The organism is Pseudomonas sp. GW822-FHT04H02 (assembly GCF_058800645.1).
Genome location: NZ_JBXAMM010000006.1, coordinates 80,895 through 104,853, shown reverse-complemented (window position 1 = coordinate 104,853; position 23,959 = coordinate 80,895). Strand labels below are relative to the sequence as shown.

Genomic DNA, 23,959 nt, shown 5'->3' with positions numbered 1-23,959 from the left:
CTGGGTAAGGCCGCCGAATCTTCAGCGAGTTGTTGCCAGTTCTTGTTGAACGCTAGCGACAGTGCGAGGCCAAGGTTTACCAGCCTGAACCTTCGCTGGCAAGGATTTGATGGCGCTGACCGCGGCATCGCGGCTTGCGAAGTTGCCGTAGGTGATCACATACAGCGGCTTGCCGTTGAGGACTTTCTTGAAGTAGCGGTATTCGCCGCCCTGTTCCTTGACGAAGTTCTGCGCGGTGGCTTCCGAGCTGGTGCCGAGGATCTGCACCACGTAGTTGCCTGGCGCCTGGCCAGCGTACCAGCTGCCACCGGCGGCCTTGGCCACGGTGACCGGCTTCTCGGCCGGCTTGGCCGGAGCAGGCTTGGCTGCCACTGGTTTCTCTGCCGGCTTGGCGGCAGGCGCAGGCTTGGCCGTGGCCACCTGGGTCGGTGCCGGGGTTGGACGCGCTGCCGGAGTCGGCGTCGGGCCAGCCGTAGCCCCAGCAGGCGGCGCGGTGGTGGTCACGGTCGGTGGAACGGCGCTGGAGCCTTCAACCGGCACCCCGTCGTCACCCTCACTGATACCCCCTGCGGCTTCGGCCAGAGGACCGCGCATCACGGGCTGCGACTGGCCGACCAACGGCAGCGGCATTGGCTGTGACGAACCGGCGAACTCCACTGACGGGCTGCCATTGGCATTGGGTGTGGGTGTTTGCCCCAAAGGCAGCTGCGCTTGCTCATTGGCCGGAGCGCCGGTGGTTGGAGCCTTGCTGCGGCCCGGCATCAACCAGGCCGCGGCCACGGCCACCACCACGACAGCGGAGATGGCCAATACGTGTTTCTTAGGCATGTTAAACCCCATACTTGGACGCTTGACCGCAGAGCGGCTGGCGATCATTGCTTCGATCATTGCATCCCTGGCGACCTGGTTGATGTTGCCCGGCCAGCCATCGGAGCTTTCGTGAATATCACTGATCTGATCTGCGGAGAAAAGTTCGATGCCCTGCCCCGCACCTTCAAGCCGCTGGGCCAGATATTCGCGGGTTTCCTCTTCGGTATAAGGCTGCAACTCGATGACGTGGAAGCGCTCTTCCTCGGTATTGAGCTGGTCCAGTGCGGCGATCAGCGACGACTCGCCGAACAGGAACACATGGGGGCGACCTTCCGGTGCGCCGGCCGCCAGGGCCAGCAGGGCCTCGAGGGCGGACTCGTCGAGCTGCTCGGCGTCATCCACCAGCAGATAGACTTCCTGACCGGTCAGGGCCAACTGCACTATCTGGGCGAGGATCGCGCCAATTTCGGCCTCCGCCACATTCAGCGCCTGGGCCACCTGGCGCAGCACGCCGGCAGCGTCGCCGGCGCCGCGGGCCGACACCACCACGCTCTGCACCGATTGCTTGTTGGTACTGGCTACCAGTGCCTGGCGCAGCAGGGTCTTGCCGCTGCCCTGAGGCCCGGTGACCACCAGCAGCAACTGGCTGTAGCGGGCCAGGTGATGCAGTTGCCCCAGCACGGGCTTGCGCTGGGCAGGAAAGAACTTGAAGCCAGGGACCCGGGGAGCGAAAGGATCGTGGCTCAACTGGTAATGGCCGAGGAAAGCCTCGTCGGCGTGCAAACTAGTCATCGGGATCTTATTAACCTTTAAGCTGAGCCAGGGCGCGGTAGTCCGCTCCCAGCGTGGCCTGTAAAACCTCTTTCGGATAATCGTCGGTCACTACGGCTTCGCCCATGCGGCGCAACAGCACCAGACGCAAACGACCGTCGATCACTTTCTTGTCAATTGCCATGTGTTCGAGAAAATCCGCTTCGCTCATTTCCTCTGGCGGGATGACCGGCAAGCCCGCGCGCTGGAACAGGCGAATACCGCGGTCACGCTCCTGGCTGGTGATCCAGCCCAGGCGCGCGGACATTTCCAGGGCCATTACGGTGCCAGCAGCCACCGCCTCCCCATGCAGCCACACACCGTACCCCATGTGGGTTTCGATGGCGTGGCCGAAGGTATGCCCCAGGTTGAGGGTGGCCCGCACTCCCGATTCACGTTCGTCGGCACCCACTACCGCGGCCTTGGCCGCACAGGAGCGCTCGATGGCGTAAGTCAGGGCCTGCTGGTCCAGGGCCCGCAGGCGGTCGACGTTCTCTTCCAGCCAGGTGAGGAAGGGCTCGTCGCAGATCAGGCCGTACTTGATCACTTCCGCCAGACCTGCCGACAGCTCGCGGCTGGGCAGGGTGTTAAGGCTGGTGGTATCGATCAGCACCACGTTCGGCTGGTAGAAGGCGCCGACCATGTTCTTGCCCAGCGGGTGGTTGATACCGGTCTTGCCGCCCACCGAAGAGTCCACCTGGGACAGGAGGGTGGTAGGAATCTGGATGAAATCCACGCCCCGCTGGTAGCAGGCCGCGGCAAAGCCGGCCATATCACCGATCACGCCGCCACCGAGGGCGATGATGGTAGTGCGTCGATCGTGACGCGCAGTGAGCAGGCCATCGAAGATCAACTGCAGGGTTTCCCAGTTCTTGTAGGCCTCGCCATCGGGCAGGACCACCGAGATCACCGAGAACTGCCCCAGGCTGCGGGTCAGACGCTCAAGGTAAAGCGGCGCGACGGTCTCATTGGAAATGATCGCCACTTGCCGCCCGGCGATATGCGGCACCAGCAGCTCGGGCTGGTCCAACAGACCTTCACCAATGTGAATCGGGTAGCTGCGCTCGCCTAGATCGACCTTAAGTGTCTGCATGTGTCCCCACAGTGAAGATGGAAGCAGGCATTGTGCCCTGCATTGACGATGGGCCTCGCCTGGTCTTCTGACGCAGCCCGATAGCTCTGCGCCACACCTTGGCGGTCTGGCGCGACGCCGAGAATAGCGCATTTCGCTCGACGCATTAACGGGGTGGCAGCTGCTGCAGGCGCTCCAGTATGTCCAGTACCACCATTCGTGGCGGCCGCTCATCGGTTTCCACCACCAGATCGGCGATTTCCCGATAAAGCGGGTCGCGGATTTCCAGCAGGTCGCGCAGGGTCTTGGCCGGATCGGCGGTGCGCAGCAGGGGACGATTGCGGTCCCGGGCGGTGCGCCCCACCTGTTGCTCGACCGAGGCGTGCAGATAGACCACTCGTCCGCCAGCGTGCAGCGCCCGACGATTGGCCTCGCGCATCACTGCACCACCGCCAGTGGCCAGGACCACGCCGTCAGTGCCACAGAGCTCGGCGATCATCGCCTGTTCGCGATCACGAAAGCCCGGTTCGCCTTCCTTATCGAAGATCCACGGGATATTCGCGCCTGTACGCAGTTCAATTTCCTTATCGGAATCTTTGAATGGCAGGCGCAGCTCTTTGGCCAGTAAGCGACCGATGGTGCTTTTTCCAGCCCCCATCGGCCCAACAAGAATCAAATTTCGCACAGAATCAACGACTCACAGCAATCGCCTGGTTGTTCATGATACGCGGAGTGAGAAATACCAGCAGCTCGGATTTTTTCTCCGACACCACGTCACGCCGGAAAAGGCGGCCAAGATACGGCACATCGCCAAGAAATGGCACTTTATCTACAACCTTGCTCTGGGTATTCGAGAAAACCCCGCCGATGACGATGGTCGCCCCGTCGTTGACCAGGACCTTGGCATTGACCTCGTTCTTCTTGATCGGCGGTACATCCTGGACCTTGTTCAGGTAGTCCGGCTCATCCTTGGTGACCTTGACCTCCATGATGATGCGGTTGTCCGGGGTGATCTGCGGCGTCACTTCAAGCGACAGCGACGCCTCCTTGAAGGACACCGAGGTAGCGCCGCTGGAGCTGGCTTCCTGGTAGGGGATCTCGGTGCCCTTGAGGATCTTTGCGGTTTCCTTGTCGGAGGTGACCACCTTGGGCTGGGAAACGATCTCGCCGTTGCCGGTCTTCTCCATGGCGGTCAACTCCAGGTCCAGCAGCACGTTGTCGGTGATGTAGGCGATGCCGATGCCCGAGGTATGGGCGCTAGCCCCCAGATCGACAAAGGGTGAGTTGCTGCCGCCGCTGCCCGGAGCGCCGATGCTGCTGGAACCGCTGGCAGCGTTCTGCACCCCGCTGGCGCTCCAGTTGCCCTGGTTCTGCACCGAGCCGCCCCAGCGCACGCCCAGGCTCTTGTCGTAGTCAACGTTGGCCTCGACGATGCGCGCTTCGATCATCACCTGGCGCACCGGAACATCCAGCTGGGCGACGATGCGCCGAAGTTCGTCGAGGCGCTCCTGGCTCTGGTAGGCAATGATGCTGTTGGTGCGCTCATCCACGGTGATCGAGCCACGCTCATCGGCTTTTTCCTCGGCACGGGTCACCGACTGGAACAGCTTGGCGATGTCCGCTGCCTTGGCGTAGTTGACCTGCAGCAGCTCCCGACGCAACGGCGCCAGGTCCTCCAGCTGCTTCTGTGACTCCAGCTCCTGACGCTCCCGGGCGGCAATCTCATCCGCCGGAGCCACCAGCAGCACATTGCCGATCTTGCGTGAATCAAGGCCCTTGGTCCGTAGCACCAGATCCAGGGCCTGATCCCAGGGCACGTTCTGCAAGCGCAGGGTGATGCCGCCCTGCACCGTGTCGCTGGCCACCAGGTTGAGGCCCGTGAAATCGGCGATCAGTTGCAGCACCGAGCGCACCTCGATGTCCTGAAAGTTCAGCGAGAGCTTTTCCCCCTTGTAGGCAGGTCGGGCCGCAGCCGCCCTGCTGCTGGTCTCGGCCAGGGGGCGGACACTGACCGTCAGGCGGTTGTCGGTCTGGAAGGTGGAATAGTCGAAGGCGCCCTTGGGCTCCAGGGTGACGGTGGTACGCCCGGCAGCCGTATCCGCAGTGATGTACTGCACCGGGGTGGCGAAATCCTTGACGTCCAGGCGAACCCGCAGCGCCTCGGGCAATTGGGTACGGGCAAAATCGAGGACGATCCGGCCCTCGCGCCGCTGGACATCGACAGCGATGCGCGGGTCGGACAGGTCGATCAGCACATTGCCTTCGCCCTCCTCGCCGCGCTGAAAATCCACGCCGCGTATCGACCCGGCCACTGCCTGCGGCTTTGCAGGCGCCCGAGCTGCCGTCCCCGGAGCAGCGGGCTTGGGCTCGGCGGCGCCGACCAGCGGTGCCAGCAGCGCTATCCATAGCGCTACACCGAGGGCTGAAACAGTCCTGTTCATTTTCCAGATTCCACTTAAGAGTGTTTTTTCAGCGCCAGTGTTCGCGGCCGCTCCAGCCAGGCTCCCGCTCCATCGGGAACAATTTCCACCACCTCGATCTGCGATTCGCTGATGGTCACAACCCGGCCTTCGTTGCGCCCCAGGTAGTCGCCAACCTGCAAGCGGTGGATGCCACCTGCGCCGCGCAACAGGGCAAAGCTCCCGGAGGCGTTGGACAGGGTCCCGACCATTTGCAACTGCTCGATATCGAACCCCTCCAGGTATTGCCGGGCTCGCTGCGGGTCGGGCCGGACCGCACTGGCCCCTTGCCGACGGGCCGCCAGGTCAAGCCTTTGCGGCGGCTGGAACGGACTGCGCAATGCGCTGGCGTCATAGGTGAACGAGGGGTAAGACCGGATTACCGGCATTGGTTCAATCGGCCCGGGCGCTTGCAGGCGCATCCGGTTCATGTAGGCGTCCAGGTCGGCAAAGTCGTCATCGGCGCCACCACACCCCCACAGCCCGGCACAAAGGCAGCCAAGCACCGCCCAGCGCAGGCGCCTCATGAGTGCGGCTCCGGAGCGTCGTACCTGTAGGTGCGCGCCTCGATGCTCATGCGCAACAGCGCCGGATTGCCCGCTGCCACAGGCTGAATGCGAAAATCATGCAAGGTGACGATGCGCGGCAGGCCGGCGACGCCACTGACGAAGCTCGCCAGGTCGTGATAGGCACCGGTGACAGTAATCTGGATCGGCAACTCGACGTAGAACTGCCTGGCCACCTCCGGTTGCAGCCTGATTTCCTCGAAGGCCAGGCCACTGCCCAGCCCCACGCGACTGATGTCCTCCAGCAGGCCGGGGACCTCGGTGTCGCTGGGCAACTGACGCAACAGCAGGTCGAAGCTGTTGCGTATGACGGCCAACTGCTCCTGGTAGCGCGGCAAATTGGCTCCCTGGCGCGCCTTGCCGGCAAACTCCTGCCTGAGACGAGTTTCCTCCTGGCGCTGGCGCTCCAGTTGCTCCAGGTGCGGGCTCAGGTAAAAGCCGTAGCCCACTAGCAGAACCAGCAGCAGAAGCAGGGCCGCCACCAGACTCCTGGCCGGCCCGGGCCAGGAGCCCAGGTTGGCCAGCTCCAGCTCCCGCAGATCGATACGCCGCAACTCTGCCAGCCATTGTCGGGGGGTCATTGCCGAAGCTCCCCGGTTGGCCCGGGCGTCTGCCCGACATTCAGCCGGAACAGGTTGTTCAGCCCTTGCTGGGCGTCCACCGCGTTCTTCACCTCGGTCAGGCTGGGGGCAGCAAAACCCTCGGCAGCCTGCAGATTGCGCATCAGGTCGGACACCCTGTTGTTTGACTCGGCGGCACCGCTGATTCCAAGGTTCTGCCCCTGCAGATCCACCTCGGTGAAGTACACGCCATCAGGCAGGCTGCGGGCCAACTGCTGAAAAATCCGCACACCGTTGGAGCGGTTGCCCTGCAGCTCTTCGATGATGCCCATGCGTTCGAGCAACTGCTGTCGTTGCGCCTTGAGCCCCTGGATGCTGGCGATCTGCTCATCCAGGCGTGCCGTCGCCTGGCCCAGATACTGGTTGCGCAAATGCTGGCGCTCGATCACCCGGCTTATATAGGCGTCGGCCAACAGAATGACCCCGGCCCCGAGCACGACCATCATCGCCAGCATCTGCAGGAAACGCCGACGCCTCAGTTCGCGCGAGGCCTCGCGCCAGGGCAACAGGTTGATCCGCGCCATCAGTCGAACCCTCGCAGGGCCAGGCCACAGGCCAGGAGCAGGTTCGGCGCCTGTTCATTCAATACCTGGGGGTCGACTCGAGGCCCCATCGGCATGGCCCGGAAAGGATTGGCCAGCGACGTATCGATGCCTGTCTCGCCCTCCACCCGCCGCTCCAGGCCGGCCAGGCCGCTACCGTCTCCGGCCAGCAGCAGTTGCACCAGGGGCTGTTGCTGAGGCGAGGTGGCGAACTGCTGCAGGGAACGGCTGACCTGTTGCAGCACCTCCTGCTCGAAGGGTTGCAGCAACTCTTCGGCGCAACCCTGTGGCAAACGGCCCTGGCTCTGCGCCAGCAATGCCTGCTCCAGTGTCAGCCCGTATCGACGCTGGAGCGCTTCCATCAGCAGCCCGCTACCGAAAAGCTGCTCACGGCTATAGATCACTCGCTGGCCGTGCAGGACGCTGAAACGGCTGAGGGCCGGGCCTATATCCTGCAACGCCACGGCGCCAGGAGTCGCCAGCGGCAGGTGCGCCGCCAGCAGCAACAGGCAGCGCTCCAGAGCCAGGGGCTGGGTATCCACCACCCGGACTGTCAGGCCGGCCAGGCCCAATACCGTTTCCAGGGCCTCTACCCGCTCGTTGCGACAGGCTACCAGCAGCACCTGAACCCGCTGCGGATTACCGGGTACCGGCCCCTGCACTTCAAAATCCAGGGCCACGTCTTCCAGGGGATAGGGAATGTACTGGCCGGCTTCCAGCCGGACCTGCTGCTCCAGTTCGTCGGTGTGCAGGCCCGCCGGCATTTCGATCAGTTTGCTGATCACCGCCTCGCCGGCCACCGCTACCGCCGCCCCCTTGAGCCGGCTGCCCGTCTTGAGCCAGGCGCGGGACAGGGCCGCGGCCAGGGCCTCGGGGTCGGCAATGTGCTGGTCAAGCACAGTATTGGGCGCCAGGGGCTCCCTGGCGTAGGCCTCGACCCGGTACCCCTGCCCCTGGCGCCCCAGGGCCAGAAGCGTGACCGATGTCGCATTGATATCGATCCCCATAAGGGAACTCGGCTTTTTGCTGAAGAGTCCAAGCACGACCAATTCCCTATGACTATCCGTGACTTACGGACTGCTTAAGCTGCATTGCGTTCAATGGTCACGTCTTGACAGACGGGCAAATGACGCTCTCGGCGGAAAATGCTTATAATGCCCAGCGTTTTTTTTCCGCTTTTACCTGCTGCGTGGGCCGGCCCCTGATGTCCGTGAATGCCCTGACGCCTAATTCATTCCTTTCTCTGGAAATCCAAAAGCCTTGATTCGTCTGCTGAAGTTTTTCGGGTGGTCCATCGTCGCGGCGTTCTGCGGGCTCCTCCTCGCCCTCTCCGGTGCGTTTCTCTATCTTAGTCCCGGCTTGCCGTCGGTTGAGGCCCTGAGAAGCATCCAGTTGCAGATTCCCCTGCGGGTGTACAGCAGCGACGGCAAACTGATCGCTGAATTCGGTGAAATGCGCCGTACTCCCATACGTTTCGCCGACATTCCGCCCAACTTCATCAATGCGTTACTAAGTGCTGAAGACGACAACTTCGCTAACCATTACGGGGTTGACCCCAGCAGCCTGATGCGTGCCGCAACCCAGCTGGTCAAGAGCGGACATATCCAGTCCGGCGGCAGCACCATCACCATGCAAGTGGCGAAGAACTTCTTCCTGAGCAGCGAGCGCAGCTTCTCGCGCAAGACCACCGAGATCCTCCTGGCTCTGCAGATCGAACGGCAGCTGACCAAGGACGAGATCCTCGAGCTGTACGTCAACAAGATCTACCTGGGCAACCGTGCCTACGGGATCGAGGCAGCGGCCCAGGTGTATTACGGCAAGTCCATCCGTGACGTGAGCCTGGCGCAGATGGCGATGATCGCCGGCCTGCCCAAGGCACCTTCGCGCTTCAACCCCCTGGCCAACCCGGCACGCAGCAAGGAACGTCGCGACTGGATCCTGGGGCGCATGTACAAGCTCGGCAAGATCACCGAAGCGGCCTATACCGAGGCAATCAACGAACCGTTGAACGCCAGCTATCACGTACCGACTCCGGAAGTGAACGCCCCGTACATCGCCGAGATGGCCCGGGCCGAAATGGTCGGCCGCTATGGCAGCGATGCCTACACCGAAGGTTTCCGGGTCACCACCACGGTGCCCAGCGATCTGCAGGAAATGGCCAACACCGCGGTCCATGAAGGCCTGATGACCTACGACCAGCGCCACGGCTATCGCGGCCCGGAATCGCGCCTGCCAGGCAAGACCCAGGCGGCCTGGGCCAGCGAACTGACCAAGCAGCGGACCATCAGCGGCCTGGAACCGGCGATCGTCACCCTGGTAGAGAAGAATGGCCTCCAGGTGCTGACCCGCAACGGCGAAGAACATGTGGCCTGGGACAGCATGAAATGGGCCCGGCCGTTCCTCAATACCAACAGCATGGGCCCGGTCCCGCGCCAACCGGCGGACGTGGCCCAGGTCGGCGACCTGATCCGCGTGCAGCGCCAGGCGGACAACTCGTTGAAGTTCAGCCAGATCCCGGTCGCCCAGGGCGCCCTGGTGACGCTGGACCCGCAGAACGGTGCGATCCGCGCCCTGGTGGGCGGCTTCGCCTTCGAGCAGAGCAATTACAACCGTGCGATGCAGGCCAAGCGCCAGCCCGGCTCCAGCTTCAAGCCGTTCATCTATAGCGCCGCCCTGGATAACGGCTACACCCCGGCCAGCCTGGTGAACGACGCACCTATCGTGTTCGTCGACGAATACCTGGACAAGGTCTGGCGCCCGAAGAACGACACCAACACCTTCCTCGGCCCGATCCGCATGCGCGAGGCGCTGTACAAGTCGCGCAACCTGGTGTCGATCCGCCTGCTGCAGAGCATGGGCGTGGACCGCACCATCGACTACATCAGCAAGTTCGGCTTCAACAAGCAGGACCTGCCGCGCAACCTGTCCCTGGCCCTGGGTACCGCAACCCTGACGCCGATGGAAATCGCCACCGGCTGGAGCACCTTTGCCAACGGCGGCTACAAGATCACCCCGTACATCATCGACAAGATCGAAAGCCGCAACGGCGAGCTGCTGTTCAGCGCCAACCCGCCAAGCGCCCCCACCGGCAATACGGCCACCAGCGGCATCGCCGCCCCTGAGCACAACTTCACGATCAACAACGTGGCTGGTGAAACCTCGGCTCCGGCAGCGACGCAAGCCCCGGCGGTTGCCGAGCGGATCATCGATGGCCGTACCACCTACATCCTCAACAGCATGCTCCAGGACGTGATCAAGCTGGGTACCGGACGCCGCGCACTGGCCTTGGGCCGTACCGACCTGGCGGGCAAGACCGGTACCACCAACGAGTCCAAGGATGCCTGGTTCTCCGGCTACAACGCCGACTACGTGACCACCGTATGGACCGGTTTCGACCAGCCGGAAAGCCTGGGGCGCCGCGAATACGGCGGCACCGTGGCACTGCCGATCTGGATGAGCTTCATGGGCGCCGCCCTCAAGGACAAGCCGCCACACACCCAGCCAGAGCCGGAAGGCATTCTCAGCCTGCGGGTAGACCCGGTCAGCGGCCGCGCCGCCACACCCGGCACGCCCAATGCCTACTTCGAACTGTTCAAGAGCGAAGACACTCCGCCCTCGGTCAATGAACTGGGCAATGGCGCCGTACCAGGCAGCCCGCTGCCGGCGGACGAAGCGGCGCCGATCGATCTGTTCTAGCGCCAGGGGAGCCGCGAACGCGGCAACCTTCGCCGGCTTGCCCGCTCCTACAGCGGGCAAGCGCCCACAAAAAAGCCCCGGCTCTCGCGAGCCGGGGCTTTTTGCATGACGCTACGAACGCTTAACCGTTGAACACATCATCCACGCTCTTGAGCGGGTAGTTCTTCGGGTACGGCAGGGTAGCCACGCCGGTCTCGATGGCGGCCTTGGCCACGGCATCGGAGATCACGGTGATCAGGCGGGCATCCATTGGCTTGGGAATGATGTACTCACGGCCGAATTCCAGCTTGATGCCACCGTAGGCGTCGCACACTTCCTGAGGAACCGGCAGCTTGGCCAGGTCACGCAGGGCGTTGGCCGCGGCGATCTTCATTTCTTCGTTGATGCGCTTGGCGCGTACGTCCAGGGCACCACGGAAGATGAACGGGAAGCCCAGGACGTTGTTCACCTGGTTCGGGTAGTCCGAACGGCCGGTAGCCATGATCACGTCGTCGCGGGTGGCGTGCGCCAGTTCCGGGGCGATTTCCGGATCAGGGTTGGAGCAGGCGAACACGATCGGGTTCGGCGCCATGGATTTCAGGCCTTCAGCACTCAGCAGGTTCGGGCCGGACAGACCGACGAACACGTCGGCGCCTTGCAGGGCGTCGGCCAGGGTGCGCTTGTCGGTGGAGTGGGCGAACACCGCCTTGTACTGGTTCAGGTCATCGCGGCCGGAGTGGATCACGCCGGTACGGTCGACCATGAAGATGTTTTCGATCTGTGCACCCATGCTCACCAGCAACTTCATGCAGGAGATGGCGGCAGCGCCGGCACCCAGGCAGACGATCTTGGCGTCGGCCAGGGTTTTGCCAGCGATTTCCAGGGCGTTGATCATGCCGGCGGCGGTAACGATCGCGGTGCCGTGCTGGTCATCGTGGAACACCGGAATGTCGCACTGCTCGATCAGAGCGCGCTCGATCTCAAAGCACTCGGGTGCCTTGATGTCTTCCAGGTTGATGCCACCGAAGGTGATGGAAATGCGCTTGACGGTGTCGATGAAAGCCTGCGGGCTTTCGGAGTCGACTTCGATGTCGAATACATCGATGCCGGCGAAACGCTTGAACAGCACGCCCTTGCCTTCCATCACTGGCTTGGAGGCCAGTGGGCCGAGGTTACCCAGGCCGAGAATCGCGGTGCCATCGGAAATGACGGCAACCAGGTTGCCTTTGCCGGTGTACTTGTAGGCCAGTTCCGGATCGCGAGCGATTTCGCGTACCGGCTCGGCTACGCCGGGGCTGTAGGCCAACGCCAGATCACGAGCGGTAGCAGTGGCCTTGGTGAGCTCGACACTCAGCTTTCCTGGACGAGGATTGGCATGGTATTCGAGAGCGGCAGTTTTCAAATCAGACATGTGGGCATTCCGCTTTTTGCTGTTGGACAGACGGACCGCCGAGGATACTCGTGTCGCATAGTCCCCACAAGACTGCCCAGTCACCCCTGTCAAGGCCCCTAGCGTACGACTTTGGGCCAAGAGCCGCGGGGTACAAGGCTTTCAACTGTTCACAATCCATTAAAAAAATGTCTACAATTTTTCTTTATCAGATAAGTCCGAGCATGGAAGGGTCTGTCACGGACAACATCCAGCGCGGATGTGCAGATTGCCGGCCAGGCTGACGCGAGCGATCGACAACCCAGCCGCGAGCCTCGATCCGGCGCCCTGAAAGGCCACTGAGCAGCCGGCGATCGAAGCGCCGCAGGACATTGGGTGCAATGCGCAATACAACCTGCCCCTGCAATGTGATCCAAAGACCACCGCGATTGCGCTGCACCCTGCTCACTCGCCCTTCGAACAGGGCAAAGCCCGCGCGATGGATCTGCTGCGCCTTGAGTACAGGTGAACGTCGCCAAAGCCCCAGCCCGGCTCGGCGCGCATGGTTCTCGGCAGCCTTCTGGCAGCTCGCCAGGGCGACGTTTGGCAGCACGGCAATCCGATAGGCCAAGCCTTCCGCGATCAACCGGGCTTCGAAGTTGATACCAGTGACGCCATAGACATGGGCCAGGACACGACCGTAGCGATCCTGCCTTTCACGCCCCGGCAGCAGGCCGACCCGCCCACCACTCTGTGCCACCAGTTGTCGCAGGCGCTGCCGCGCCGCCTCGGCGAAGGGCTCGGCAGGGCGCCCCTTGCCCGCCAGCTCCGGGGCATTGAGGCCGATCATGCGCAACCTGCGGCCATCCTTGAGGTGCAGGGTGTCGCCGTCCACCACCCGGAGCACCGTTGCTGGCAACAGCCCCTTGGGCGCCGGGCAAAACGCCTCGGCCGTTGTCAGCCAAATCGCGCCCACAAAAAAGGCGCCCACTAGGGACGCCTTTTTCATCAGCGAGGAAAGTCGGTATCGGCTTTCCAGAACGATCAGCCTCAGGCCTTCTTCGTTGCGCCGAAAGCACCGAAGCGCGACTTGAACTTGTCGACACGACCGCCAACGTCCAGAGTCTTTTGCTTGCCGGTGTAGAACGGGTGGCACTCGTTGCACACGTCCAGGCTCAGAGGCTTGGCCAGGGTGGAGCGAGTTTCGATGACGTTACCGCAGCTGCAGGTAGCGGTAATGGCTTCGTATACTGGATGGATATCGGCTTTCATGGTGTATTCCTCAGGCTAGCGTGCCGCCACCCAACACTATTGTTGAATACCGCACGAATTAGGGCGCGAATTCTACCAGACCGCGTCAAACGCGCAAGCGATCCTGAGTGCAGCCCATCAGAAAAAGCCGGTGCAACCTTGACAGCCCAGGCTTTGCCACCCCCTGAACTGAAAAACCGGCTCCATGCCCGGGCAGACCCCGCAGGTACAGGGGCCACGCACGCTTATACAGGACACTCCACCGCTGCTCTGTTAGGCTCCGGGGCCTATTTACCCTCTGCTCAACGAGATTGTCCCGCGTGCCCGACGCCATCCTGCGCCTCGCCCTGCCCTCGCCCCTGCGCCGCCTGTTCGACTACCGTGCTCCGGCCGGGGTGCTGCGTGCCCAGTTGCACCCCGGCATGCGCCTGCGGGTGCCATTCGGCCGCCGGGAAATGATCGGCATCCTGGTGGAGGTGGCGGATCACAGCGAGGTCCCGGCGGAAAAACTCAAGCCGGCCCTGGCCCTGCTGGATCCCACGCCTCCGCTACCGCCGGCCCTGTTCAAGCTGTGCCTGTGGACCGCCCAGTACTACCAGCACAGCCTGGGAGACACCCTGAGCTGGGCATTGCCAGTGCTGTTGCGCCAGGGCGAGCTGGCCGAGGCCCGCCAGGAACGCTTCTGGTCGATCGCCCCCGGGGCCCGGCTCGACGACCCGCGCATCGCTCGCGCCCCGCGCCAGCGCGAAGCCCTGGCAACCCTGGCCCAGCACCCCCACGGCGTGCCCCATACCCTGCTGAGCAAGCTGATGCTGAGCAAGGACAGCCTCGACCTGCTGCTGGCCAAGGACCTGGTGCAGGTGGAGGTGCGCAAGCACGCGCCGGGCGTGCGCCACGAACACTGGCTGGCCCAGCCCGAACTGCCGCTCAACAGCGAGCAGCGCGCCGCCTATGAAGCCATCCGCGCCGGGTTCGACAGCTATCACGCGTTTCTCCTGGCCGGGGTCACCGGCAGCGGCAAGACCGAGGTCTACCTGCAACTGATCCGCGAAACCCTGGAAGCCGGCAAGCAGGCCCTGGTGCTGATTCCGGAGATCAACCTCGGCCCGCAGACCCTGGCGCGCTTCGAGCAACGCTTCAACGCCCGCATCGCCCTGCTGCACTCGGCGGTCAATGACCGCGAACGCCTGGACGCCTGGCTGGCTGCCCGGGACGGCGAGGCCGACATCATCATCGGCACCCGCTCGGCCCTGTTCACGCCGATGAAGAACCCTGGCCTGATCATCATCGACGAGGAGCACGACGGGTCCTATAAACAGCAGGAAGGCCTGCGTTACCACGCCCGCGACCTGGCTCTGGTACGTGCGCGCCAGGAAAACATTCCCATCGTCCTGGGCTCGGCCACGCCGTCCCTGGAAAGCCTGCACAACGCCTACACCGGCCGCTACGGCCTGCTGCGCCTGAACGAGCGGGCCGGCGGCGCCAAGCAGCCGCGCTTCCTGCGCCTGGACGTGAAGAGCCGCCCGCTGGACAGCGGCATTTCCGGCCCCATGCAGCAAGCCATCGGCCAGACCCTGGCCGCCGGCCAGCAGGTTCTGGTGTTCCTCAACCGCCGCGGCTTCGCCCCGACCCTGCTCTGCCACGACTGCGGCTGGATGTCCGAGTGCAAGCGCTGCGACGCCCGCATGACCGTGCACCAGCGTTCCGGCGAGCTGCGCTGCCACCACTGCGGCCATGTGGAGCGGGTTCCGCGTCATTGCCCGCAATGCGGCAAGGTCGACCTGCGCCCCGTGGGCGCCGGCACCGAGCGGGCGGAAGAGCGCCTGGGCATCCTGTTCCCCGATTACCCGGTGCTGCGGGTGGACCGCGACAGCACCTCGCGCAAGGATGCGATGAACCAGCTGTTCGCCACTATCCAGAAAGGCCAGCCGTGCATCCTCGTGGGCACCCAGATGCTGGCCAAGGGGCATCACTTCCCCCGGGTGACCCTGGTGTCGATCCTCGATGCCGATGGCGGCCTGTTCTCCGGCGACTTCCGCGCCAGCGAGCGCATGGCACAACTGATCGTCCAGGTCGCCGGGCGGGCCGGCCGGGCCGAAGAGCCGGGCAAGGTGATCATCCAGACCCACCTCGCCGACCACCCGTTGCTGGTGCAGTTGACCGAGCAGGGCTACTTCGCCTTCGCCGAACAGGCCCTGAGCGAGCGCCGCGCCGCCGGCCTGCCACCTTTCGCCCACCTGGCGCTGCTGCGGGCCGAAGCCCACAAACCGGGCCAGGCCGAGGGGTTCCTCGATGAAGCCTGCAGCGAGGCCGAGCGCCTGCTGGCGGAACAGAACCTGGGGGGCATCGAACTATTGGGCCCGGTGCCGGCTCCGATGGAGCGGCGCGCCGGACGTTATCGCGCGCAATTGCTGCTGCAGGCCAATGCCAGAGCGCCCTTGCATCGTTTGCTCAGCAGTTGGCTGCTGGTGCTGGAACAGATGCCCAGCGGGCGGCAGGTCCGCTGGTCGCTGGATGTGGATCCCGTGGATCTGTATTGATCGAGGTCGTGCTTTCGCGGGCAAGCCCGCTCCTACAATGGGCAGCATCAAACCCGCAAGAGCCGGCTTGCCGGCGAAGGCAATCGAATGCCGCCATCGATCCCCAAGCAGTCCTCTATAGTTGGCAAGCCCGTTCCAGCAACGGATAATGCCCAGTTTTTCCACCTGCGCATCGAAGCGCCGCCGCACCAGCGGTCGAAAGAGAAGACCATGAAAGACACCATTCGCCAGCTCATCCAGCAAGCCATCACCCAACTCGTCACCGAAGGTGTGTTGCCAGAAGGCCTGACGCCGGCGATCCAGGTCGAAAACACCCGCGACAAGACCCACGGCGACTTCGCCAGCAACATCGCCATGATGCTGGCCAAGCCGGCCGGCATGAAGCCGCGCGACCTGGCGGAGAAAATCATCGCCGCCCTGCCGGCCCATGAAGACCTGAGCAAGGCGGAAATCGCCGGCCCCGGCTTCATCAACTTCTTCCAGAACACCCAGGCCCTGGCCGCGCGCCTGGACGCCGCTCTTGGCGACGACCACCTGGGCGTACGCAAGGCCGGCCCGGCGCAGCGCACCGTGATCGACATGTCGGCGCCCAACCTGGCCAAGGAAATGCACGTTGGCCACCTGCGCTCCACCATCATTGGCGACGGCGTGGCCCGGGTCCTGGAGTTCCTCGGCGACACCGTGATCCGCCAGAACCACGTGGGCGACTGGGGCACCCAGTTCGGCATGCTGATGGCCTACCTGGAAGAAAACCCCATCACCAGTGACGAGCTGTCGGACCTGGAGAACTTCTACCGCGCCGCCAAGCAGCGTTTCGACGAGTCCGAAGCCTTCGCCGACCGCGCCCGCGGCCTGGTGGTCAAGCTGCAGGCCGGCGACCCGGACTGCCTGGAGCTGTGGACCAAGTTCAAGGACACCTCCCTGTCCCACTGCCAGAAGATCTACGAGCTGCTCAACGTCAAGCTGACCATGGCCGACGTGATGGGCGAGAGCGCCTACAACGACGACCTGATCAACGTGGTCAACGACCTCAAGGCCCAGGGCCTGCTGGTGGAGAGCAACGGCGCCCAGTGCGTGTTCCTCGACGAGTTCAAGAACGCCGAAGGCGAGCCGCTGCCGGTGATCATCGTCAAGGCTGACGGCGGCTACCTGTACGCCACCACCGACCTGGCGGCCGTGCGCTACCGCAGCGGCAAGCTCAACGCCGATCGCGCCCTGTACTTCGTCGACCAGCGCCAGGCCCTGCACTTCCAGCAAGTGTTCGCCGTGGCCCGCAAGGCCGGTTTCGTGACCCATCCGATGGAAATGGAGCACATGGGCTTCGGCACCATGAATGGCGCCGACGGCCGTCCGTTCAAGACCCGCGACGGCGGCACCGTGAAGCTCATCGACCTGCTGACCGAAGCCGAAGAGCGTGCCTACGCCCTGGTGAAGGAAAAGAACCCGCAACTGCCGGAAGCCGACCTGCGCAGCATCGCCAAGGTGGTGGGCATCGACTCGGTGAAGTACGCCGACCTGTCCAAGCACCGCACCAGCGACTACAGCTTCAACTTCGACCTGATGCTCAACTTCGAAGGCAACACCGCGCCGTACCTGCTGTACGCCTACACCCGCGCCGCCGGTGTGTTCCGCAAGCTGGGCAAGGACTTCAGCGAAGTCGGCGGGCAGATCGAACTGCACGCGGCCCAGGAACTGGAGCTGGCGGCCAAGCTGGCGCAGTTCGGCGAGATTCTCAACAACGTCGCCGAGAAGGGCACGCCACACATCCTCTGCACCTACCTGTACGACGTGGCCGGGCTGTTCTCCAGCTTCTATGAAAACTGCCCGATCCTGGCAGCCGAGACGCCGACCCAGATGCACAGCCGTCTGCGCCTCACCGAGCTGACCCGGCGCACCCTCAAGCAAGGTCTGGAACTGCTGGGCCTCAAAGTCCTGGAGCAAATGTAAGTTGGCTGCCAAGAAAAAACCTGCACCCAAGCGTGGCGCCAGCCGTTACCAGGCCCCGGCCAAGAAGCCGATTCCGGGCTGGTTGTGGCTGGCCATCGGCCTGACCATCGGTGCCTTCATCGTGTTCCTGATGAAGCTCGAGCCCGGCAAGGGCGGCGACAGCGTCAAGCGCGAGAAGATCGAACAGCAGAAAGCCACCAAGATCGCCGAGGCCAACAAGACCCCGCCGAGCCCCCAGCAACCGGTGAAGCCGAAATACGACTTCTACACCCTGTTGCCGGAATCGGAGGTCATCGTGCCGCCGGAAGCGGTGCCGGAAAAAACCCTGCCGACGCCACAGGTGCCACCAGTGCCGACCACCCCGGTAACCCCGGCGGAAGCGGCCAAGATCGACACCGCCCGTGCCCAGGCAGCCCTGGCCGGGATCACCCCGCCACCAGCGCCACCCGTGGCCAAGGCGGCGCCGGTGACCAAGTTCTTCCTCCAGGCCGGTTCGTTCCGCAAGGAAGCCGATGCCGACAAGGTCCGGGCGCAGATCATCCTGCTGGGCCAGTCGGTCTCGGTGGAATCCGGCACGGTGAAGGATGAAACCTGGTACCGGGTATTGGTAGGCCCGTTCAGCAACCGCGAACAGCTGACCGTGGCGCAGAAGCAACTGGCCGGCGCCGGCTTCAGCAACCTGCTGTTACAACAGCGCCAGAGCCGCTAAGCCGACCGCTACGCGATTGATCGCGGGCAAGCCCACTCCTACATGGCCCCCCGTAGGAGCGGGCCTGCCCGCGAAGCGCTTGCAGCATGCAACAATGACCGCCGGTCCCTCGCTGCAGCCTCCGGTTGAAAAACGCCCGACCACCCCCATATGAGTTTCCATCAGGGCACTTTCGCCCCGCTGTGTGGAGACTCCCCCCTTGACCACCATCGTTTCAGTCCGCCGCCACGGCAAAGTCGTCATGGGCGGCGACGGCCAGGTTTCTCTCGGCAACACCGTGATGAAAGGCAACGCGAAAAAAGTCCGCCGCCTCTATCACGGCCAGGTCATCGCCGGCTTTGCCGGGGCCACCGCCGACGCCTTCACCCTGTTCGAGCGCTTTGAAGGCCAACTGGAGAAACACCAGGGCCATCTGGTCCGTGCCGCCGTAGAGCTGGCCAAGGAATGGCGCACCGATCGCTCCCTGAGCCGCCTGGAAGCCATGCTGGCCGTGGCCAACAAGGATGCGTCCTTGATCATCACCGGCAATGGCGACGTGGTTGAACCCGAGGACGGGCTGATCGCCATGGGTTCCGGTGGCGCCTACGCCCAGGCCGCTGCCAGCGCCCTGCTGAAAAAGACCGACCTGTCGGCCCGTGAAATCGTCGAGACCGCACTCGGCATCGCCGGCGACATCTGTGTATTCACCAACCACACTCAAACCATCGAGGAGCAGGATCTCGCGGAATAAGCCTGTTGCGGCGCTTGCGCCACGGCATTCATTCTTGCTTGAGGACCGCCAACTACTATGTCCATGACACCCCGCGAAATCGTCCACGAACTCAACCGCCATATCATCGGCCAGGACGATGCCAAGCGCGCCGTCGCTATCGCCCTGCGCAACCGCTGGCGCCGCATGCAACTGCCGGCCGAGCTGCGCGTTGAAGTGACCCCCAAGAACATCCTGATGATCGGCCCGACCGGTGTCGGCAAGACCGAGATCGCCCGCCGCCTGGCCAAGCTGGCCAATGCGCCCTTCATCAAGGTCGAGGCCACCAAGTTCACCGAAGTCGGGTATGTGGGCCGCGACGTTGAATCCATCATCCGCGACCTGGCCGACGCGGCGATCAAGATGTTCCGCGAACAGGAAATGATCCGGGTTCGCCATCGCGCCGAAGACGCCGCCGAAGAACGCATCCTCGATGCCCTGCTGCCCCAGGCACGCACCGGCTTCAACAGCGACGACGCGGCTCCGGCCCAGGACTCCAATACCCGCCAGCTGTTCCGCAAGCGCCTGCGCGAAGGCCAGCTGGATGACAAGGAAATCGAGATCGAAGTGGCGGAAGCTGCAGGCGTCGACATTTCCGCGCCACCGGGCATGGAAGAAATGACCAACCAGCTGCAGAGCCTGTTCGCCAACATGGGCAAGGGCAAGCGCAAGAACCGCAAGCTCAAGGTCAAGGAAGCGCTGAAACTGGTACGCGACGAAGAAGCCAGCCGCCTGGTCAACGACGAAGAACTCAAGGCCAAGGCCCTGGAAGCCGTCGAGCAGCACGGCATCGTGTTCATCGACGAGATCGACAAGGTGGCCAAGCGCGGCAACGCCGGCGGTGTGGACGTCTCCCGCGAGGGCGTGCAGCGTGACCTGCTGCCGCTGATCGAAGGCTGCACCGTCAACACCAAGCTGGGCATGGTCAAGACCGACCACATCCTGTTCATCGCCTCCGGTGCCTTCCACCTGAGCAAGCCCAGCGACCTGGTACCGGAGCTGCAAGGCCGTCTGCCGATCCGCGTGGAACTCAAGGCGCTGTCGCCGCAAGACTTCGAGCGCATCCTCAGCGAGCCGCACGCTTCGCTGACCGAGCAATATCGCGAGCTGCTGAAGACCGAAGGCCTGAACATCGAGTTCCTGCCCGAAGGCATCAAGCGCCTGGCGGAAATCGCCTGGCAGGTCAACGAGAAGACCGAGAACATCGGTGCCCGTCGCCTGCATACCCTGCTCGAGCGCCTGCTGGAAGAGGTGTCGTTCAGTGCCGGTGACCTGGCCAGCGCCCACAGCGAAGAGCCGATCCGCATCGACGCCGCCTACGTCAACAGCCACCTGGGCGAATTGGCGCAGAACGAAGACCTTTCCCGTTATATCCTGTAAACCTTCGCCACCCATGCAGGGACTGGCTTGCCAGCGATAGGGCCTCCCCCGATCGCCGGCAAGCCGGCTCCTGCCGGAAGGACTACAGGTCATGAGCAAACTTCCCACCGATATCAACCTGCACAAAGCCTCGAAAACCCTGACCCTGACTTACGGGCCGGACGAGGTCTATCACCTGCCTGCAGAACTCCTGCGGGTGCATTCTCCCTCCGCCGAGGTCCAGGGCCACGGCAAACCCATCCTGCAATTCGGCAAGCTCGGCGTCGGCCTGACCAAGGTTGAACCGGCGGGCCAGTACGCACTGAAATTGACCTTCGACGACGGTCATGACAGCGGATTGTTCACCTGGGACTACCTCTACCAACTGGCGCTGCGCCAGGACGAGCTGTGGAACGACTATCTGGCGGAGCTCAAGGCTGCCGGAAAATCCCGCGATCCGAACGAGTCCATCGTCAAGCTGATGCTCTAGCTCAAGGCTCCGATGGTTTAGAGGGCATTTTCTAATTTCATCTGTTTGAATGCTTGGCTGTATGGCCAATGAATGGCCTGCTTGCGGAAAAAATTAAACTCGGGTAACCAATGGAGCTGGCAAGTTCCCTGCAGAGCTTTCGGAACAAAAAAGCAGCGGTGCGCAATCAACGGTCACCCGAGCAGTAGTACCTGGCATCGTGCTGTGTGACTGCACAGCAGGTCCGGTACTCGTCTCAGGACAATGGAGCGTCGTAGATGAGTAACAAGAATAACGATGACCTGAAACGCCAAGCCTCGGAAAACACCCTGGGGCTCAATCCGGTCATTGGCTTGCGTAGAAAGGACCTGCTTACTTCCGCTCGAATGGTGCTTGCCCAGGCCATCAAACAACCCATCCACAGCGTCAAGCACGTCGCCCATTTCGGCATCGAACTTAAGAACGTGATGTTCGGCAAATCCACCCTGCAGCCGGAGAGCGACGACCGTCGCTTCAACGACCCCGCGTGGAGCCAGAACCCGTTGTACAAACGCTACCTGCAAACCTACCTGGCGTGGCGCAAGGAACTCCACGACTGGATCGACGACAGCAGCCTGTCCGAGCAGGACATCAGCCGCGGCCACTTCGTGATCAACCTGATGACCGAAGCCATGGCCCCGACCAACAGCGCGGCCAACCCCGCAGCGGTCAAGCGCTTCTTCGAAACCGGCGGCAAGAGCCTGCTGGACGGCCTGTCCCATCTGGCCAAGGACCTGGTGCACAACGGCGGCATGCCCAGCCAGGTCAACATGGACGCCTTCGAAGTGGGCAAGAACCTGGGCACCAGTGAAGGCGCGGTGGTGTTTCGCAATGACGTGCTGGAGCTGATCCAGTACCGGCCGATCACCGAGCAGGTGCATGAGCGCCCGCTGCTGGTGGTGCCACCGCAGATCAACAAGTTCTATGTCTTCGACCTCAGCCCGGACAAGAGCCTGGCGCGCTTCTGCCTGCGCAACAACGTGCAGACCTTTATCGTCAGCTGGCGCAACCCCACCAAGGCCCAGCGCGAATGGGGCCTGTCCACCTACATCGAAGCCCTGAAAGAAGCGGTCGACGTAGTGACCGCGATCACCGGCAGCAAGGACGTGAACATGCTCGGTGCCTGCTCCGGCGGCATCACCTGCACCGCGCTGCTGGGCCACTACGCGGCGCTGGGGCAGAAGAAGGTCAACGCCCTGACCCTGCTGGTCAGCGTACTGGACACCACCCTGGACACCCAGGTAGCGCTGTTCGTCGACGAGCAGACCCTGGAAGCGGCCAAGCGCCACTCCTATCAGGCCGGAGTCCTGGAAGGCCGCGACATGGCCAAGGTGTTCGCCTGGATGCGCCCCAACGACCTGATCTGGAACTACTGGGTCAACAACTACCTGCTGGGCAACGAGCCGCCGGTGTTCGACATCCTGTTCTGGAACAACGACACCACCCGCCTGCCCGCCGCCTTCCACGGCGACCTGATCGAAATGTTCAAGAACAACCCGCTGGTGCGCGCCAATGCACTGGAAGTGTGCGGCACGCCGATCGACCTCAAGCAGGTGACCGCCGATATCTTCTCCCTGGCCGGCACCAACGACCACATCACCCCGTGGAAGTCCTGCTACAAGTCGGCGCAGCTGTTTGGCGGCAACGTCGAGTTCGTGCTCTCCAGCAGCGGCCATATCCAGAGCATCCTCAACCCGCCTGGCAACCCCAAGGCACGCTACATGACCAGCACCGACATTCCGGCCTGCCCCGACCAGTGGCAGGAAAACTCGATCAAGCACACCGATTCCTGGTGGCTGCATTGGCAGGCCTGGCAGGCGGAACGCTCAGGTGACCTGAAGCCGGCGCCCACCAGCCTGGGTAACAAGAAGTTCGCAGCCGCCGAGGCGGCGCCCGGGACCTACGTCCACGAGCGCTGAGCCCCGGCCATCGACACGGCGGCGCCAGGAGGCTCCGCCAAGCCCTATTCTTGACAAGAGGCTCGGCCTCAGGAAATCCGCAGGACGCCCGGGATGGCGGCTGCGACGGTTTAATTCACAGGGCTACGGCATGCCACACTCATTCATATTCCGCACCGTCGACCTGGATGGCCAGACCATCCGCACCGCGGTACGCCCAGGCAAGCCGCACTTGACGCCGCTGCTGATCTTCAACGGCATCGGCGCCAACCTGGAGCTGGTGTTTCCCTTTGTCCAGGCCCTGGATCCGGACCTCGAGGTGATCGCCTTCGATGTCCCCGGTGTCGGCGGCTCCTCCACGCCGAGCCGGCCCTACCGCTTTCCCGGGCTGGCCAAGCTGACCGCGCGGATGCTCGACTACCTGGACTACGGCCAGGTCAATGCAGTGGGTGTGTCCTGGGGCGGCGCGCTGGCCCAGCAGTTCGCCTACGACTACCCCGAGCGCTGCAAGAAGCTGGTGCTGGCCGCCACCGCGGCCGGGGCGTTCATGGTCCCGGGCAAACCCAAGGTGCTGTGGATGATGGCCAGCCCACGGCGCTACGTGCAGCCCTCCCATGTGATGCGCATCGCGCCGCTGATCTATGGCGGCTCCTTCCGCCGCGACCCGAGCCTGGCAGCGGAACACGCAGCCAAGGTGCGCTCGGCCGGCAAGCTCGGCTATTACTGGCAGCTGTTCGCGGGCCTGGGCTGGACCAGCATTCACTGGCTGCACAAGATCCATCAGCCGACCCTGGTGCTGGCCGGCGATGACGACCCGCTGATTCCCCTGATCAACATGCGCATGCTGGCCTGGCGCATACCCAATGCCCAGTTGCACATCATCGATGATGGCCACCTGTTCCTGATCACCCGGGCCGAGGCCGTCGCCCCGATCATCATGAAGTTCCTCCAGGAAGAACGCCAAAGGGCGGTGATGCACCCGCATCCCGAACCTGTGCGCCCTACCAAGTAAAAGATACCTGTCGACAGGATCGTCGCGCGCAAGAAGGGCCAGGACCGACTATGTTGTCTGTCTT

The 23,959-nt window shown here is 63.5% G+C and carries 19 protein-coding genes and 1 pseudogene; 9 read left to right on the top strand and 11 right to left on the bottom strand.

Going from position 1 to position 23,959, the window contains the following annotated elements; all coding sequences use genetic code 11:
* Positions 1-21: 21 nt before the first annotated feature.
* From AC1RMG_RS25160 to pilM, 8 genes and pseudogenes are all read right to left on the bottom strand, one after another.
* On the bottom strand, positions 22-1,602 hold the full coding sequence (locus AC1RMG_RS25160; RefSeq protein ID WP_053156027.1) for an SPOR domain-containing protein: 1,581 nt from the start codon (positions 1,600-1,602) through the stop codon (positions 22-24).
* Between the two features lie 10 nt (positions 1,603-1,612).
* Positions 1,613-2,713 (bottom strand): 3-dehydroquinate synthase, encoded by a 1,101-nt coding sequence (gene aroB / locus AC1RMG_RS25155; protein ID WP_011058825.1) that lies wholly within the window; start codon positions 2,711-2,713, stop codon positions 1,613-1,615.
* Positions 2,714-2,858: 145 nt separating this feature from the next.
* Complete coding sequence (aroK, locus tag AC1RMG_RS25150) at positions 2,859-3,377, bottom strand: shikimate kinase AroK (RefSeq protein ID WP_011058824.1); 519 nt, start codon at positions 3,375-3,377, stop codon at positions 2,859-2,861.
* Between the two features lie 4 nt (positions 3,378-3,381).
* Positions 3,382-5,037 (bottom strand): annotated as a pseudogene (locus tag AC1RMG_RS25145) (type IV pilus secretin PilQ); the annotation flags it as partial.
* Positions 5,038-5,147: 110 nt separating this feature from the next.
* On the bottom strand, positions 5,148-5,678 hold the full coding sequence (locus tag AC1RMG_RS25140) for a pilus assembly protein PilP (RefSeq protein WP_493170492.1): 531 nt from the start codon (positions 5,676-5,678) through the stop codon (positions 5,148-5,150).
* On the bottom strand, positions 5,675-6,298 hold the full coding sequence (locus tag AC1RMG_RS25135; protein ID WP_047283605.1) for a type IV pilus inner membrane component PilO: 624 nt from the start codon (positions 6,296-6,298) through the stop codon (positions 5,675-5,677). Before AC1RMG_RS25135 ends, AC1RMG_RS25140 begins: the two co-directional genes overlap by 4 nt.
* Complete coding sequence (locus AC1RMG_RS25130) at positions 6,295-6,861, bottom strand: PilN domain-containing protein (RefSeq protein WP_493170490.1); 567 nt, start codon at positions 6,859-6,861, stop codon at positions 6,295-6,297. Before AC1RMG_RS25130 ends, AC1RMG_RS25135 begins: the two co-directional genes overlap by 4 nt.
* Positions 6,861-7,922 (bottom strand): type IV pilus assembly protein PilM, encoded by a 1,062-nt coding sequence (pilM, locus tag AC1RMG_RS25125; RefSeq protein ID WP_493170488.1) that lies wholly within the window; start codon positions 7,920-7,922, stop codon positions 6,861-6,863. The genes AC1RMG_RS25130 and pilM overlap by 1 nt, the downstream gene beginning before the upstream one ends.
* A 220-nt stretch (positions 7,923-8,142) precedes the next feature.
* Between pilM and AC1RMG_RS25120 the strand changes: the two genes are divergently transcribed.
* A complete protein-coding gene (locus AC1RMG_RS25120) occupies positions 8,143-10,575 on the top strand; it encodes a penicillin-binding protein 1A (RefSeq protein WP_401156719.1) in 2,433 nt (810 codons plus the stop codon).
* A gap of 121 nt (positions 10,576-10,696) precedes the next feature.
* On the opposite strand, the gene AC1RMG_RS25115 is transcribed toward AC1RMG_RS25120, so the two are convergent.
* From AC1RMG_RS25115 to rpmE, 3 genes are all read right to left on the bottom strand, one after another.
* Positions 10,697-11,965: a malic enzyme-like NAD(P)-binding protein gene (locus AC1RMG_RS25115; RefSeq protein ID WP_053156016.1), complete on the bottom strand. Its 1,269-nt coding sequence runs from the start codon at positions 11,963-11,965 to the stop codon at positions 10,697-10,699.
* A gap of 187 nt (positions 11,966-12,152) precedes the next feature.
* Positions 12,153-12,932: a thermonuclease family protein gene (locus AC1RMG_RS25110; protein ID WP_368994514.1), complete on the bottom strand. Its 780-nt coding sequence runs from the start codon at positions 12,930-12,932 to the stop codon at positions 12,153-12,155.
* Between the two features lie 41 nt (positions 12,933-12,973).
* The gene (rpmE, locus tag AC1RMG_RS25105; protein WP_011058815.1) at positions 12,974-13,195 is read right to left on the bottom strand and encodes a 50S ribosomal protein L31; all 222 of its coding nucleotides are present in this window, start codon (positions 13,193-13,195) and stop codon (positions 12,974-12,976) included.
* 299 nt (positions 13,196-13,494) lie between these two features.
* On the opposite strand from rpmE, the gene AC1RMG_RS25100 reads away from it, so the two are divergent.
* The 8 genes from AC1RMG_RS25100 to phaZ all read left to right on the top strand — a co-directional run bounded on the left by AC1RMG_RS25100 (position 13,495) and on the right by phaZ (position 23,895).
* Positions 13,495-15,714 carry a primosomal protein N' gene (locus AC1RMG_RS25100; protein ID WP_065364836.1) on the top strand — a complete coding sequence of 740 codons (2,220 nt, stop codon included), beginning with the start codon at positions 13,495-13,497 and terminating at the stop codon, positions 15,712-15,714.
* A gap of 210 nt (positions 15,715-15,924) precedes the next feature.
* The gene (gene argS, locus AC1RMG_RS25095) at positions 15,925-17,661 is read left to right on the top strand and encodes an arginine--tRNA ligase (RefSeq protein WP_493170485.1); all 1,737 of its coding nucleotides are present in this window, start codon (positions 15,925-15,927) and stop codon (positions 17,659-17,661) included.
* Between the two features lies 1 nt (position 17,662).
* Positions 17,663-18,370 (top strand): SPOR domain-containing protein, encoded by a 708-nt coding sequence (locus tag AC1RMG_RS25090; RefSeq protein WP_011058812.1) that lies wholly within the window; start codon positions 17,663-17,665, stop codon positions 18,368-18,370.
* A 199-nt stretch (positions 18,371-18,569) separates the two neighbouring features.
* Positions 18,570-19,100: an ATP-dependent protease subunit HslV gene (gene hslV, locus AC1RMG_RS25085; RefSeq protein ID WP_003186641.1), complete on the top strand. Its 531-nt coding sequence runs from the start codon at positions 18,570-18,572 to the stop codon at positions 19,098-19,100.
* Between the two features lie 57 nt (positions 19,101-19,157).
* Positions 19,158-20,498: an ATP-dependent protease ATPase subunit HslU gene (hslU, locus tag AC1RMG_RS25080; RefSeq protein ID WP_011058811.1), complete on the top strand. Its 1,341-nt coding sequence runs from the start codon at positions 19,158-19,160 to the stop codon at positions 20,496-20,498.
* Positions 20,499-20,589: 91 nt separating this feature from the next.
* Positions 20,590-20,967 carry a gamma-butyrobetaine hydroxylase family protein gene (locus AC1RMG_RS25075; protein ID WP_493170483.1) on the top strand — a complete coding sequence of 126 codons (378 nt, stop codon included), beginning with the start codon at positions 20,590-20,592 and terminating at the stop codon, positions 20,965-20,967.
* A 257-nt stretch (positions 20,968-21,224) separates the two neighbouring features.
* On the top strand, positions 21,225-22,904 hold the full coding sequence (phaC, locus tag AC1RMG_RS25070; RefSeq protein WP_015633859.1) for a class II poly(R)-hydroxyalkanoic acid synthase: 1,680 nt from the start codon (positions 21,225-21,227) through the stop codon (positions 22,902-22,904).
* Between the two features lie 130 nt (positions 22,905-23,034).
* Entirely contained in the window at positions 23,035-23,895 is an 861-nt protein-coding gene (phaZ, locus tag AC1RMG_RS25065) for a poly(3-hydroxyalkanoate) depolymerase (RefSeq protein WP_011058808.1), read from the top strand.
* The last annotated feature ends 64 nt before the right edge of the window (positions 23,896-23,959 follow it).

What these genes read in the sequence shown, in the direction of transcription:
- AC1RMG_RS25135 (WP_047283605.1), bottom strand. Translation starts at nt 6,298, where the DNA reads ATGACCCCCCGACAATGGCTGGCAGAGTTGCGGCGTATCGATCTGCGG.
- phaZ (WP_011058808.1), top strand. Translation starts at nt 23,035, where the DNA reads ATGCCACACTCATTCATATTCCGCACCGTCGACCTGGATGGCCAGACC.
- AC1RMG_RS25140 (WP_493170492.1), bottom strand. Translation starts at nt 5,678, where the DNA reads ATGAGGCGCCTGCGCTGGGCGGTGCTTGGCTGCCTTTGTGCCGGGCTG.
- phaC (WP_015633859.1), top strand. Translation starts at nt 21,225, where the DNA reads ATGAGTAACAAGAATAACGATGACCTGAAACGCCAAGCCTCGGAAAAC.
- AC1RMG_RS25130 (WP_493170490.1), bottom strand. Translation starts at nt 6,861, where the DNA reads ATGGCGCGGATCAACCTGTTGCCCTGGCGCGAGGCCTCGCGCGAACTG.
- argS (WP_493170485.1), top strand. Translation starts at nt 15,925, where the DNA reads ATGAAAGACACCATTCGCCAGCTCATCCAGCAAGCCATCACCCAACTC.
- aroB (WP_011058825.1), bottom strand. Translation starts at nt 2,713, where the DNA reads ATGCAGACACTTAAGGTCGATCTAGGCGAGCGCAGCTACCCGATTCAC.
- hslU (WP_011058811.1), top strand. Translation starts at nt 19,158, where the DNA reads ATGTCCATGACACCCCGCGAAATCGTCCACGAACTCAACCGCCATATC.
- AC1RMG_RS25160 (WP_053156027.1), bottom strand. Translation starts at nt 1,602, where the DNA reads ATGACTAGTTTGCACGCCGACGAGGCTTTCCTCGGCCATTACCAGTTG.
- AC1RMG_RS25075 (WP_493170483.1), top strand. Translation starts at nt 20,590, where the DNA reads ATGAGCAAACTTCCCACCGATATCAACCTGCACAAAGCCTCGAAAACC.
- AC1RMG_RS25115 (WP_053156016.1), bottom strand. Translation starts at nt 11,965, where the DNA reads ATGTCTGATTTGAAAACTGCCGCTCTCGAATACCATGCCAATCCTCGT.
- AC1RMG_RS25110 (WP_368994514.1), bottom strand. Translation starts at nt 12,932, where the DNA reads ATGAAAAAGGCGTCCCTAGTGGGCGCCTTTTTTGTGGGCGCGATTTGG.
- rpmE (WP_011058815.1), bottom strand. Translation starts at nt 13,195, where the DNA reads ATGAAAGCCGATATCCATCCAGTATACGAAGCCATTACCGCTACCTGC.